Origin of the sequence: Desulfovibrio porci, assembly GCF_009696265.1 — a bacterium.
In the GTDB taxonomy this organism is placed as follows: domain Bacteria; phylum Desulfobacterota; class Desulfovibrionia; order Desulfovibrionales; family Desulfovibrionaceae; genus Desulfovibrio; species Desulfovibrio porci.
In genome coordinates, this window is the sequence record NZ_VUMH01000011.1 from 1 (window position 1) to 12733 (window position 12733).

Below are 12733 nucleotides of genomic sequence, written 5' to 3' on the forward strand. Positions count from 1 at the left end.
CCCGCCTGCGCGGCTTCCACGGCCACGCGCTCCCCGGCCAGACCGGCGCCCATGCAGAGAACATCACTTTGAAAAACACGCATACGCACCCCCTATCCCAGGAACCAGACGCGGGCCAGAGCCAGCGCGCCGAGCACGAGGTAACAGCCCATGACAATCCATATCCACTTGCGCCAGCGGTCGCGCGCGGCCTTGACGCACACCCCGTACTTCACGGCCAGGCGGTAGACGCCGATGCCCGTGTGCAGGATGACGCAGGGCAGAAAGACCACATAAAAGGCCAGCCAGCCGTCGTGCAGGCGCTTGACGCTGCCCGCCACATTGATGGGCAGGTTGGTCATCACCGTATAGACGTGGAAGAACACGCCCACCAGAATGACCACGGCCGTAAAGACCTGCACCAGCCAGAGCCAGGTATCGGCCTCGCGCAGGCTGCGGCTGTGGCGCACGAAAATAGCCAGCTCATTGGCGCGGAAGGGCATTTTGCGGGCCGCGATCCAGAAGTGGAAGACCACCAGCAGGATGATGACCGGGGCTACGACCTGGGTCAGGAAGGTGGCCTCCAGCAGCCAGGCGATGCCGTTGGTCAGCGCGGGACTGAGCACCACGCTGCCCTCCAGAATCAGATGGACACAGACGAAAAGGGCCAGCAGCGCGCCGGACGCGGCTTGCCAGAAATCCAGGCGGGTCCGGGCGTCGGCAGGGGATCTGCTTGGTGCCATATCAACTCCTTTACAAAAGTATTCCGTATTCCAGACAAGGAAAGCGCCGGGGCACGGCCCGCGCGGATGCGCCGTCACAAACGCCGGTACGGGGCCTGGCCCGTTTCGTAATAATTGTCGCCCAGGCAGTCGATGACCACAATGGCCGGAAAATCCTCCACTTCCATGGCGGCCACGGCCTCGGGACCGAGATCCTCATAGGCCAGCACCGTGTACTTTTTAATGCTGCGGGTGATAAGCGCGCCCGCGCCGCCCACAGCCGCCAGATAGGGCACGCCGTGCTTTTTCATGGCTTCCACCACTTCCGGCTTGCGATACCCCTTGCCGATCATGCCCCGGAGGCCCTGATCCAGCAAGCGGGGGGTGTAGGCGTCCATGCGGCCTGAGGTAGTGGGCCCGGCCGCACCGATGACCTGACCCGGTTTGGCGGGCGAGGGGCCCACGTAGTAGACCACCGCGCCGCGCAGATCCACGGGCAGGGGCTCGCCCCGGTCCAGGGTCTCCACCAGGCGCTTGTGGGCCGCGTCGCGCGCGGCCAGAATAGTGCCGGAAATCAGCACCCGGTCGCCGGCCCGCAGGGAGCGCGCCGTAATGTCGTCAAAGGGAGCGCGGATACGTTTGACCTGATCGTCGGACATGTCCGTCCTCCTTTTACAGCACGACTTCCGCGTGGCGGGCCGCATGGCAGTTGATATTCACGGCCACCGGCAGGGAGGCGATGTGGGTGGGGGCCCACTCCACATGCACCTTGAGGGCTGTGGTCAGGCCGCCCAGCCCTTGCGGGCCGATGCCGGTCCTGTTGATCATTTCCAGCAGCTCCCGCTCAAAGGCGGCATAGCGCGGATCAGGATTGACGCTTTCCAGGTCGCGCGCGGCGGCTTTTTTGGCGCAGAGGGCCGCCACTTCCATGGTGCCGCCCAGGCCCACGCCGACCACCATGGGCGGGCAGGAATTGGGCCCGGCGGCCAGCACCGCGTCCAGAACCACCTTACGCACGCCTTCAATGCCGTCGGCGGGCACCAGCATTTTCAGCACGCTCTTGTTTTCCGAACCCGCGCCCTTGGGGGCCAGGCGTAGGCGCAGGCTGTCGCCGGGCACGATGCGGGTATGGATGACCGCAGGCGTGTTGTCCCTGGTGTTCTTGCGCTCGAACAGGGGTTCGGCCACGCAGGATTTGCGCAGATAGCCGTCCACATAGCCCCGGCGCACGCCTTCGTTGACGGCGTCCTCAAAGCCGCCGCCCACGATATGCACGTCCTGTCCCAGGTCGGCGAAAACCACAGCCAGACCTGTGTCCTGGCAGATGGGCATTTCCTCGCGCGCGGCGATGTCCGCGTTTTCCAGCAACTGGTCCAGGATGTTGCGGCCCACCGCCGAAGGCTCCTGCGCGCGGGCCGCGCGCAGGCCTTCAAGCATGTCGCCGGGCAGGCGGCAGCAGGCTTGCACGGCCAGCGCGGCCACGGCCTCGCTGACGGCAGTGACGTGAATTTCCTTCATGTTCGCTTCTCCCGGCAGCCTACGGATGGAAGGGCCAGATCATGGGAATGAGCAGCCAGCACATCAGCAGCGTGATCAACTGCAGGGGCCAGCCGGCCTTGACGTAATCCAGGAAGCTGTACTTGCCCGGCCCGAGCACGATGGTGTTGGGCGGGGTGGCGATGGGCGTCAGGAAGCAGGCCGAGGCCGACATGGCGATGCCCATGGTGATGGGCAGGGGCGAAATGCCGCTGGCCAGGGCGATGGGCAGGGCCAGCGGAGCCATGAGCGCCGCCGTGGCCGTATTGGACATGAAGTTGGTGATCAGGGCCGTAAGAGCGCAGCAGACCAGCATGAGCATCCAGGGGTCGGAAACCATGCTCACTACGGCGTTGGCCACAATGGCCGCCGCGCCGGACTTGGCCATGGCCGCGGACATGGAAAGCATGCCTGCGAAAAGAAAGATTGTGGTCCAGTCCACGCTGCGGAAGGCCTCGCGCATGGTCATACAGCCGGTGATGACCATCAGGCAGGCGCCCAGGATGGCGGCGGTGGTCAGGGGCATGAGCTCACTGGCCATCATGAAGACCACAAAGGCGAAAATAAGGATGGAGTGGTACATCTTGTTTTCGCGGCGGGTCTGACCCTCGGTGACGATATCGTCGTCCATCTGGCGGCCTTCGGGCAGAAAGCGGTGGCCGATCAGGCCGTAGTACACCAGGCCCGCCACCAGCAGCGGCACGCCGATCAGGCCGAACTCGAAGAAGCTGAACGGCGCCTGGCCGGTCTGGGCCAGCATGGAGTTGATGATGCCGTTGGGCGGCGTACCCACCAGGGTCACGGTGCCGCCCAGGGAGGAGGCGAAAGCCACGGGCATGAGCACCTTGCCCGGCGCAAGCTTGGCCTTGATGCACATGCCGAGGATCATGGGCACGGCCACCACAGTGGTGCCGGTGTTGGAAAGCACGGTGGAGAGCAGGCCCACGACGGCCATGGTGTAGACCAGCAGCAGAACCGTATTGCCCTTGGAAAGCCGCACGGCCAGCGCGCCGACCTTGTCCGCGAAACCGGTGATGAACGTGGCTTCGCCCACGATGAACATGGCCATGAACAGAATGACCGTGGGATCGCCGAAGTAACTGAACGCCACCTTGGAGGTGATGACCTTGGTCAGGGAAAGAGCCACCGGCACCAGCAGGGCGGTGATGGGCAGAGGAACGATTTCGGTGAAGAACATGATGGCCGCCACCACCAGGATGCCCAAGGTGATATAGGCCTTGGTGGGATCTTCAGGCAGTTTTATGCCCATACCCGTGCCGGCGAGAGCGTCCTGCCCCACCAGCACAGCCGACAGAACCAGCAGCAAGACTGCAGGGAACAAAAACCGTTTCATCCGTCAACCTCCAAAGTTTCAGAGTTGAAGGCGTCCCCGCGCGCGTGCCGTAAACGGGGTTCCACACGGCTTCCGGCACACTGCGGGCCGGAAAGACTATAGAAAGATGGAAAAGCATTACATATGGCAACAATACTGACAACCGCCATTTGTTGAATGACTGCTCAATTTTCACATTTTTTTCAAACATCTCGCACGGGAAGGTGAAAAAATTTTATAAATCCATAGGTTGCGTAAAAAATCACAATTCGTCTCCACGCTTAATACAGTTGATACCAATTTATCAGAGACTTTGGTATCAAAAGTAAAGTCATCCTTGTCTACGGAAGCATACACGGGCCTTGTGAAAACATTCCGCCACAGTCATCTTGGAAAAAAACGCGCTGAAAAATTGGCGGCTTCCGGACGCAAAAAGCCCGGCCGGAAAATTCCGGCCGGGCTCAGCGCAATCTTCAGAAGACGATTAAAAATGTAAATTACGGGCGTTCGCCGCGCGCCAGACGCGCGTTGATCACATCAACCAGAGCGGGCAGATCCACGATGCTGGAAATCACGTAGTGCGCGCCCGCCTCGCGGAAGGCGCGGCCCAGTTCTTCCTCGCGACGGCACAGCTCGTCGGCGGGCAGAGCCGCCGCTTCCTCGGCGGTCAGGCCCAGGGCGTTGCTGGTGCGGGTCACGCCCACGCTCCAGTGCCCGGCGTTGATGCCTTCCTCCACGTCGGCCAAGGTGTCGCCGGCCTTGACCACCGCTTCCGGCGGATGCACACCCAGGCGCATGCAGTTGAGGTAGCACATCCACGGCCAGGGGCGGCCCTGGAGAACCTCGTCAGCCGTAACCACGGCGTCGGGCTTGTAGCCCGCCGCCTCGGCACGCGGCATAAGCCGCACCATCATGTCCCGGCTGTAGCCGGTGCAGGAGCCGATCTTGACGCCCTTGGCCCTCAGGGCCGCGATGGCTTCCACGCAGCCCGGCACGGGCGTGGCGTAGTCGGCCAGGGTTTCAGGCATCAGTTCCTGCACGGCGGCAAAAATCGTGTCCGTGGCGGCCTCGTCGGGTTCGCCGCCGTGCCCTTCCCGCCAGAGCCCGGCCAGACGCGGCATGGCCAGCATGGTCTGCACGTGTTCGCGCTTTTCCCGGCCCATGGGCGCGCGCACCTCGGCCACCTCGGGCGTGATGCCGTGGCGCTCAAAGGCGCGCGAAAAAACAGCCACCGGTCCCCGACAACCGTGGTCCACCGCCGTACCGGCCCAATCCAGAATAACGGCCTGCACCGGCCCTGTATATGCCGTGCGGCGCAAAAAAGGCTTCATAGACTGCTCCCTTTCGAGTGCGAAAAAAAGCGCGGGGAAATCCCCCGCGCCACGGTGACCCTCCCCGCCGGAAAAACCGGCGGGGAGGCATTCAGTCAACAGTCACTTATTTGGGGAAGTACTTCTTGTCCAGCTTTTCGTACTTGGGCAGGAAGCGGGTAGGCAGCGCCAGAGCGTCGCGACGGAAGGGCGGCGCAAGGCGGGTGCCGTCGGTCATGATTTCGATGACGGCCGGACGGCGGTTCTTATGGGCGGTTTCCAGGGCGTTGGCCAGGTCGGCCTGGGTATTGACGGTGTAGCCGTCGGCGCCCATGGATTCGGCGATCTTGGCGTAGGACTTGGACCAGATGTCCGCGCCCACGAAACGGTTGTTGTAGAAGTCCACCTGGTTCTTCTTTTCCGCGCACCAGGCACCGTTGTTGTACACGGTGGCGATGACCGGCAGGTTGAACTGGCAGGCGGTGGGCACTTCAAACAGGCTCATGCCCCAGGCGCCGTCGCCGGCGATGGAGACGACCGGCTTGTCCGGGCAGGCGAGCTGCGCGCCCAGAGCGGCCTGATAGGCAAAACCGGTGTTGCCGAAGGTCAACGTGGCGATGTCGCGTTTCGGATTGCGGAAACGCAGGTAGCTGTTGGCCGTGGAGGAGGTGTTGCCGATGTCGGTGGTGGCGATGGCGTCGTTGTCGTACACGAACTTGCCGACCACTTCCAGGGCCTTGCGGGGATGCATGCGGCCTTCCATCACCGGCTCGTTGGCGATCTCGTCGATTTCCTTCTGCCAGATGGCCAGTTCTTCCTTGACCTTGTTGGCGACGGCGGTGATGTCCTTCTTGGGCATGGCGTCACGCAGCTGCTTGTACAGCTCTTCGGAAGCGTCCTTGGCATCGGCGCACAGGCCCACGGTGATGGGGTGGGTCTTGGCGATGTGCATGGGGTTGATGTCGATCTGGACGATCTTGGCCGTCTTGGGGAAGTAGTTGATGCCGTCCTGGGGCAGGGTGCCGAAGTAGGACAGGCGGCTGCCGATGGCCAGGATGACGTCGGCCTTTTCCATGAGGCGCATGGCCGCATGGGAACCCATGTAGCCGATGGGGCCGCACCACAGCGGATGGTCGGCCGGGAAGGCGTCGTTATGCAGGTAGCTGCAGGCCACCGGCGCGCCGATGTGCTCGGCCAGGGCTTTCACGGTCTCCACGCAGTCGGCGTCGACCACGCCGCGACCGGCCACGATCACGGGATTCTTGGCGGCCTTGAGCACTTCAACGGCGTGCTTGAACATTTCCGGGTTGCCGATGCCGCCGGGGGCGACACGGTACTGGGAGGGTTTCAGAATTTCTTCATTCAGTTCGCCGTAGAAGTAGTCGCGGGGCACGTCCACCAGCACGGGGCCGCGCATGGCGTAGGCGGCGCGGAAGGCGGTGCGCAGGATGTCACCGGCGCGGTTGGGATGAGGCACGCGCAGGGAGGCTTTGGTGATGGGTTTGAACAGGTTCCACGTGTCGCATTCCTGGAAGCCGTCCCAGCCCACGGAGGCGGAACCGGCGCTGGGCGAAATGATGATCATGGGGGTGTGGGCCATGTTGGCGGTGGCCACGGCGGTCACATAGTTGGTGATGCCGGGGCCGTTCTGGCCGATGACCACGCCGGCTTTGCCGGTCATGCGGCAGAAGGCGTCTTCCATGTGACCGGCGGTCTGCTCATGACGCACGGAGATGAAGTCGATGCCCGCGGCCGGGAAAAGGTCCAGCAGGTCCATGTAGGCGGAACCGAGAATACCGCTGACGTGTTTAACGCCTTCTTCCACCAGGACTTCGGCCATGGCCTCACTGGGAGTCATTTTAGGCATAGTTGCTCCTTTGCTTTCGCGCTGTTTGAATGCTTGCAATCCGCAACCGTCTGTCCCTCTTGTCCGCCTCCGTGGCACGTCGGAGAAAGCGGGAGAGGAGAAAGAACGGTCAGCGGGACCTGAGAACACCCGAAATTTGTGACATAAGTAGCAAATTGCGTGCCGGACGGATTCCGTCTGTATCCGCCTTGATTTCATCATTCTTTCTGCGGGGCCGCACGGCGGGGCTGCGTTTTGGTCAAAAAACTGTCCGAAAATTCAAACAGTGTCCGTCAAAAGTGTTCAGAAAGTCGGACAGTCCGGACAGTTTCCGGCATCGCAAAAATAAAGCGCGCCGCCGGAGTCGCGACGGCGGCGCGCTTCCTTCGGCCCGGACCCCGATGGCCCGGACCAAATTTCAATGTGACCGTGCCGCGTCCCCGATCCGCGCGGAAACCGGGCGCGGCGTGAGCGCGCCGGAAAAGACCGCCGCGGGCACGGACCGGCAGCGCGGGAGCAACCCGCCCTCTTCTTCCTGCAAATGCCGCAAACATTGCCCGGCCGTGGCGAAATCACGCCGCAAGCGCTGGTAATCCGGCACCTGACGGGCGCGGCCGTGGTTGTAGAGAATCAGACCGCCGGCAAAGGCGTCCACATCGTCGGGGTCATGGGTGATGATCACGGCGGGGATGGTCAGATCGGCCAGCAGTTCCAGCAGTTCCTCCCGCAGGCGCTCGCGCAGCAACGGGTCCAGGGCGGAAAAAGGCTCGTCCAGCAGCAGCAGTTGCGGATCGGCGTTGAGGGCGCGGGCCAGAGCCGCGCGCTGACGCTGGCCGCCCGAGAGCTGGACGGGCAGATGCCGGGCCAGATGCCCGATGCCGAAGCGCTCCAGCATGGCCTGGGCCTTGGCCCGCTCCGCCGCACAAATCCGCCAGGGCCAGCAGCCGGTGCGGGCATAGGCCACATTCTGAAGCACGCTCAGATGCGGGAAGAGCGCGTAATCCTGAAACATGAAGCCGATGCGGCGGCGGCGGGCGGGCACGCAGACCCTGGCCGCGCCGTCGTACAAGACGCGTTCGTCCAGACGGATGTATCCGGAATCCGGACGGGTAAGCCCGACCAGGCATTGCAGCGTCAGGCTTTTGCCCGAACCGGAAGGACCGAAAAGCACCACATGCTTCTGGCTGCCGCCGATCTCATAGGCCACATCCAGGCTGAAGGGCGTGTCCGTATTCCGAAAGGTTTTCCGCAGGCGCAGGGAAATCATCGGGACCGCCTTTTCCATTTCAGTTTCAGGAGCAATTCCGCCGCCATCAGCAGGCTGACGCAGACAGCGGAGGTGATCACCACCAGCCAGACGGCCTGAGCGTCGTTGCCGGCCTGAAAGGCGTCGTAAATGGCCAGGGCCAGGGTCTGGGTCTTGCCGGGAATGTTGCCCGCGATCATCAGCGTGGCCCCGAACTCGCCCATGCCGCGCGCAAAGGCCAGCATCAGCCCGGCGAAAATGCCCTTCCAGGCCAGGGGCAGAGACACGCTCACAAAAACCCGCCATTCCGAAGAGCCCAAGGTGCGGGCCGCGTTCTCCAGATGAGGGTCCACCTGCTCCAGGGCCGCGCGCGCGGATTTGTAAATCAGGGGAAAGACCACCACCGTGGCCGCCACCACCGCCCCCTGCCAGGAAAAAATCAAATTGATGCCCACATCGGCCAGCCACTGGCCGAGCAGACCGCGCCGCCCCACCAGCAGGATCAGATAATAGCCCAGCACCGTGGGGGGCAGTACCAGCGGCAAGGTGCAGACCGCATCCAGCAGCGCGGGCAGGGGGCCCCTCTTCCGCGCCAGCAGCCAGGCCATGAGCGTGGCCGCCACAAAGGAAATCAGGGTCGCCAGGCCCGCCACCCGTAGGGAAAGCTCCAGCGGACTCAGAATGGAAATTTGATCAAAATCCATGTGACCGCCACCCTGCGTGCTGAGCAACATGACACCGCGGTATTCTTAGTTGAAAAAGCAAACCGAAGCGTTTTCCATCATGCAACGCTCCAGAGGTCTTGCCCACCATCCCGGCAAACCGAGGAGTTTTGCCTTCCGGCAAGGAAAACGTATTTTTTGCGACGGGAGTGCAGTCTTATCCTACCCGACCGGAGCAAAAAACGCGCTTTGACGCAGCCGGAAGGCAAAAGAACCGGTTTGCCCTTATGGTTTGGAGAAGCCGTATCTGGAAAGCACAGCCTGCCCTTCCGGCGACAGCACGAAGTCCAGGAAGGCCTGGCCCATCTTGGGATTCTTGCCCGTTGTAGCCACGGCGATGGGATAGAGCACGGGCGTGTGGCCCGGCACAACCATAACCACGTCCACCTTGGCGGCCTGCTGTTTGGCGTCCGTGCCGTAAACAAAACCCGCGTCCACTTCGCCGCGCGCCACGTAGTCCAGCACCTGGCGCACGCTGGCGCCCTGGATCACCTGGGGCTGGAGGACGTCCCAGAGCTTGGCGGTGGTCAGGGCCTCACGGGCGTAACGACCGGCGGGCACGGAGTCGGGATTGCCCACGGCGATGCGCTTGAAATTCTTGAGATCGGCCAGATCAGCGGGCTTCTTGCCGCCCGCAGGCACGATGAGCACAAGGTCGTTGAGGGCGAAATCCCTGCGCGTGGCCGGGTCCACCACCTTGGAGGCCACGGCCTTGTCCATGGTGGCCTGATCGGCGGAGGCGAAGACGTCCACGGGCGCGCCTTCCTGAATCTGCTTCAGCAGCGGATTGGAGGCCGCGAAATTGACGTGCGCCGTCAGGCCAGGATGCTGTTTCTCAAACAATCCCTTGAGCTCCGTAAAGGCGTTGGTCAGGCTGGCCGCCCCGGAAATGGTCATTTCAGCGGCTTTGGCGGGCGCGGCCAACAGGCCGACGCAGGCCAGGGTCAGAAGGATGCGGGAAAGGAACGGCGTTTTCATGTCTGTTTCCTCCATGTTGGTGTCACTCTACCCCAGCGGCGCGGGCAGGCAAGACGCTCACGTTTTACGGCAAAAACGTGAACACTGTACAAAGCCGACGATCTGCCTGTATAAGGAGGAAAAAATGCGGAAAAAGCATGGATAAAACACTAAAGCGTGAAGAACTGGCGACGCTCCTGCGCTCGCTCTCCGCCGCCGACATGGCCTGGCTGCGCCAGCGCCTGCTGCGCCGGGATTCCGCGGCACTGCTGCAGGATACCGGCCGGATCAGCCCGCAGGAACTGCTGAGCGCGGAATCCTGGCTCTGGGAGCGGGCCGCGGCAGCGCGCGGACCGCGTGAGAAGCGCCCCCGCCTGCGCATGTGGCTGATTTTCATGCTGCTGCGCTACGCGGCTCTGCGTCTGGTGGAGATCTTCGCCCTGGACTCGCCGGATCTGGATTTACAGGAGGGGGTCATCTGGGTGAAGGGGCCGTGCGCCCGCACAGTGCCCCTGCCCCTGGCCGTAAGCCGCCGTCTGCGGCGGGTGCTGGAAGACCCCGGCCTGTTCCCGGCAGGGCGGGAGCCGATGCGTTGCGACGCCAGCTATGTGCGGCGCAGCCTGCAAGAGTGCGGCGCGGCCTGCGGCCTGCCCAAGGGCCTGCTCAGCGCGCGCAGCCTGCGCCACAGCCGGGCTCTGGAACTGGGCCGTCAGGGCCTGCCCCTGCCGGTGGTGGATATTTTTCTGGGGCGGCGCGCCGGGCCCGGCCAAAGCGGCATTGTGCGCTACGATCCGCAGGGGGCGCAACGCCTGCTGCGCGAACAACTGCAAAGGGAGCGACCCATGAAAACCAGCGCCCGCAACGTCTTCCAGGGGCGGATCGTCTCGCTGCGCCAGTCCGGCCTGCTGGTGGAGGTCATTCTGAGCACCGCCGGGGGCCTGCGCGTGGCGGCTCTGATTACGGATGAAAGCTACCGCAGCCTGGCCCTGGAGGAAGGCAAACTGGTCAACGCCAGCGTCAAGGCCCCCTGGGTGATGGTCGAAACGGGCGCGCCGGCCGCCGCCTCCGGCGCGGAAAACCGCTTTACCGCCGTGGTGGAGCGGGTGCGCGAGGACGGAATGGTCATGGAAATCCTGGCCGCTCTGCCCGAAGGCAGCCAGATCTGCGCCCTGCAAAGCAAAAACCCGGACACGAACGCGCCCCTGCGCGCCGGAGACACGATCACGGTATCCTTCAAGGCGTTCTCGGTGATCCTGAGCCTGGATTAAGGTTCGGAAACTCGCCAACAGCTAGCGCACTTTTGTGCTTGATGTCTGAGATCCCTTCGGATCAACAGGCCGCCTTTGGTCGTTCCCGCAGGCCCTAACCGCGTCGACGGTAATGGCCTTCACCGTCTTGTCCGAGTTAAGCAGGATGCATGATCTTCCCTGCCGGGGAAGCCCTTTCCAAATATCATATATATCTTTTTCAGAAAATTTAAAAAGCGTAGGGCATGAAGCTAAAAACATATCCAGTTTTTCTTTCGTTTTAAAATAGCTGTTGTTTTGATCGCCCTTTGCTCTGTATTTCTGAATCTCGTCTAAACATTCACTTTCTTTTGCCACAAAAACTTCTTTTATTCTAAATTCATAAGATCCCAATACATAGCCAAAGCCATCGTAGTTGTTCAACCAAACGGGGATGGAGCCGCCAGGTGTCAGTTTTTTATGATAAACGGCAAGGAATCCATCGTCGCGAATCTCTTGAAATATAAGATACACGCTCATACTTTCTTTGGAATTATTCACGAGTTCGGGGATGTATTGCGCACGGTATGCGGCACCAGGAAATATGTCGCAGGCAGAAAGCAATGTTACAAATGAAAGTAAAATAAATAATTTCATCTTGACTTCCATTATCTATATTACATTCGATTAACATAAGGGTAATTATTTGTATATCTGCATATTGAATAAATTTTAATAACTATTTTATCATATAAATAAAATAGTTATAACATATTGATTTTTAAAATTCAGTAAATTTTATGTTAAAAACATAGCATGTCCAACTTTTACTAAAATAACAGGTAATTTTCTCCCGCCATTTGCACAATCAGCTAGGAGCTGCTGCTTAAGTTAAAAGGCCCGCGAGGGTATCGCAGGCCTTTTTATGGTTGATCTCGGCACGCCGCCAAGGCGGCTTGCTGATAGCTATTCGTTTTTTGTAACTTCACTCATGTTCACCGTTGTCTGGCCGCAAGACCCCAGCGTGCCGCGAGGCCCGCCATCTGCACGGCCAGGGGCAACAGACTCGCCGTCGCCTTGTCACGGCGACGCAACGAAGTCCAGATCAGACCGGCCAGAAATGCGACACCAGCGGCGCGCAAGGGTCTTCTTTTGACAAAGCCCAAGGGATCGAACTGAGCCGAAACCAGACGCAAACGCTGTTTGGCCTCTCCTACGGGGTCTGTTTTTTCCCGGGAAGCGACATCCATAACAAGCCTCCGGCAATGCCCGCACAGACTATTCCCATAATGCACAGCACCCAGGCCGGGTCCAGGACATATGAGAGAGCGTTGTACAGCGCCGCCACAAAAAAAGCCAACCCCGCCGCGCCGAAGAGCAACCCCAGCGCAAACAGCAGCGCCATGCGCAAGGTGCGCAGGACATTGCGCTGCAGGAGCTGCCCTTCGGCCTCAAGCAGGTCAAAGAAACTGATGATGAGTTCAGCCAGACCCTTCACGCCGGAGCTTACCTGTACTGGCGGAACAGCCAGGAAATCACGCAACCCGCGCCAAAGGCGGCAAGCAGGCTTGCCACGGGATTACGGCGCACCTGCTCGCCCACCTGTTCAATGCCCGCGCTTCCGGCTTCATACGCCTTGTGCATCTTGTCGGCAGCCAGTTTCCGGTAATGCTCCAGCTCTTTCTCCAGCTTGGCGACCATATCCGAGGAGGCTTCCTCGCCCTTTTCGCCGAGAGATTTCACCAGCGTTTCCATCTGATTGCGCAGTGTGTTCAGTTCATCCCGCAACGCGTCGATGCTTTCTTCATTTTTTTCAGCCATGAGAATATCTCCTGTTCGGGCAGCGCCCTTTCGTT

The 12733-nt window shown here is 61.3% G+C and carries 14 protein-coding genes; 1 reads left to right on the plus strand and 13 read right to left on the minus strand.

What is annotated here, in order from left to right:
* Positions 1-92 precede the first annotated feature (92 nt).
* The 9 genes from FYJ44_RS10555 to modA all read right to left on the minus strand — a co-directional run bounded on the left by FYJ44_RS10555 (position 93) and on the right by modA (position 9672).
* Positions 93-722 (minus strand): succinate dehydrogenase/fumarate reductase transmembrane subunit, encoded by a 630-nt coding sequence (locus FYJ44_RS10555; RefSeq protein ID WP_154511894.1) that lies wholly within the window; start codon positions 720-722, stop codon positions 93-95.
* A 74-nt stretch (positions 723-796) separates the two neighbouring features.
* The gene (locus tag FYJ44_RS10560; protein ID WP_154511896.1) at positions 797-1360 is read right to left on the minus strand and encodes a Fe-S-containing hydro-lyase; all 564 of its coding nucleotides are present in this window, start codon (positions 1358-1360) and stop codon (positions 797-799) included.
* 13 nt (positions 1361-1373) lie between these two features.
* The gene (locus FYJ44_RS10565; protein WP_154511898.1) at positions 1374-2219 is read right to left on the minus strand and encodes a fumarate hydratase; all 846 of its coding nucleotides are present in this window, start codon (positions 2217-2219) and stop codon (positions 1374-1376) included.
* Between the two features lie 19 nt (positions 2220-2238).
* Positions 2239-3591, minus strand: a complete 1353-nt coding sequence (locus tag FYJ44_RS10570) for an SLC13 family permease (RefSeq protein ID WP_154511900.1) — start codon at positions 3589-3591, stop codon at positions 2239-2241.
* A 476-nt stretch (positions 3592-4067) separates the two neighbouring features.
* Positions 4068-4901: a phosphonoacetaldehyde hydrolase gene (gene phnX, locus FYJ44_RS10575; protein ID WP_154511902.1), complete on the minus strand. Its 834-nt coding sequence runs from the start codon at positions 4899-4901 to the stop codon at positions 4068-4070.
* Positions 4902-5007: 106 nt separating this feature from the next.
* Positions 5008-6747 carry a sulfoacetaldehyde acetyltransferase gene (gene xsc / locus FYJ44_RS10580; RefSeq protein ID WP_154511904.1) on the minus strand — a complete coding sequence of 580 codons (1740 nt, stop codon included), beginning with the start codon at positions 6745-6747 and terminating at the stop codon, positions 5008-5010.
* A gap of 397 nt (positions 6748-7144) precedes the next feature.
* Complete coding sequence (locus tag FYJ44_RS10585) at positions 7145-7993, minus strand: ATP-binding cassette domain-containing protein (protein WP_154511906.1); 849 nt, start codon at positions 7991-7993, stop codon at positions 7145-7147.
* Positions 7990-8676: a molybdate ABC transporter permease subunit gene (gene modB / locus FYJ44_RS10590; protein WP_154511908.1), complete on the minus strand. Its 687-nt coding sequence runs from the start codon at positions 8674-8676 to the stop codon at positions 7990-7992. The genes FYJ44_RS10585 and modB overlap by 4 nt, the downstream gene beginning before the upstream one ends.
* Positions 8677-8919: 243 nt before the next feature.
* Positions 8920-9672 (minus strand): molybdate ABC transporter substrate-binding protein, encoded by a 753-nt coding sequence (modA, locus tag FYJ44_RS10595; protein WP_154511910.1) that lies wholly within the window; start codon positions 9670-9672, stop codon positions 8920-8922.
* A gap of 137 nt (positions 9673-9809) precedes the next feature.
* On the opposite strand from modA, the gene FYJ44_RS10600 reads away from it, so the two are divergent.
* The gene (locus FYJ44_RS10600; protein ID WP_154511912.1) at positions 9810-10919 is read left to right on the plus strand and encodes a TOBE domain-containing protein; all 1110 of its coding nucleotides are present in this window, start codon (positions 9810-9812) and stop codon (positions 10917-10919) included.
* A gap of 21 nt (positions 10920-10940) precedes the next feature.
* Here FYJ44_RS10600 and FYJ44_RS10605 read toward each other — a convergent pair whose 3' ends face one another.
* From FYJ44_RS10605 to FYJ44_RS10620, 4 genes are all read right to left on the minus strand, one after another.
* Positions 10941-11534, minus strand: a complete 594-nt coding sequence (locus FYJ44_RS10605; protein ID WP_154511914.1) for a hypothetical protein — start codon at positions 11532-11534, stop codon at positions 10941-10943.
* Positions 11535-11872: 338 nt separating this feature from the next.
* On the minus strand, positions 11873-12127 hold the full coding sequence (locus FYJ44_RS10610; RefSeq protein ID WP_154511916.1) for a hypothetical protein: 255 nt from the start codon (positions 12125-12127) through the stop codon (positions 11873-11875).
* The gene (locus FYJ44_RS10615) at positions 12091-12375 is read right to left on the minus strand and encodes a phage holin family protein (protein WP_288230850.1); all 285 of its coding nucleotides are present in this window, start codon (positions 12373-12375) and stop codon (positions 12091-12093) included. The genes FYJ44_RS10610 and FYJ44_RS10615 overlap by 37 nt, the downstream gene beginning before the upstream one ends.
* 8 nt (positions 12376-12383) lie before the next feature.
* Complete coding sequence (locus tag FYJ44_RS10620; RefSeq protein WP_154511918.1) at positions 12384-12698, minus strand: ElaB/YgaM/YqjD family protein; 315 nt, start codon at positions 12696-12698, stop codon at positions 12384-12386.
* Positions 12699-12733 lie beyond the last annotated feature (35 nt).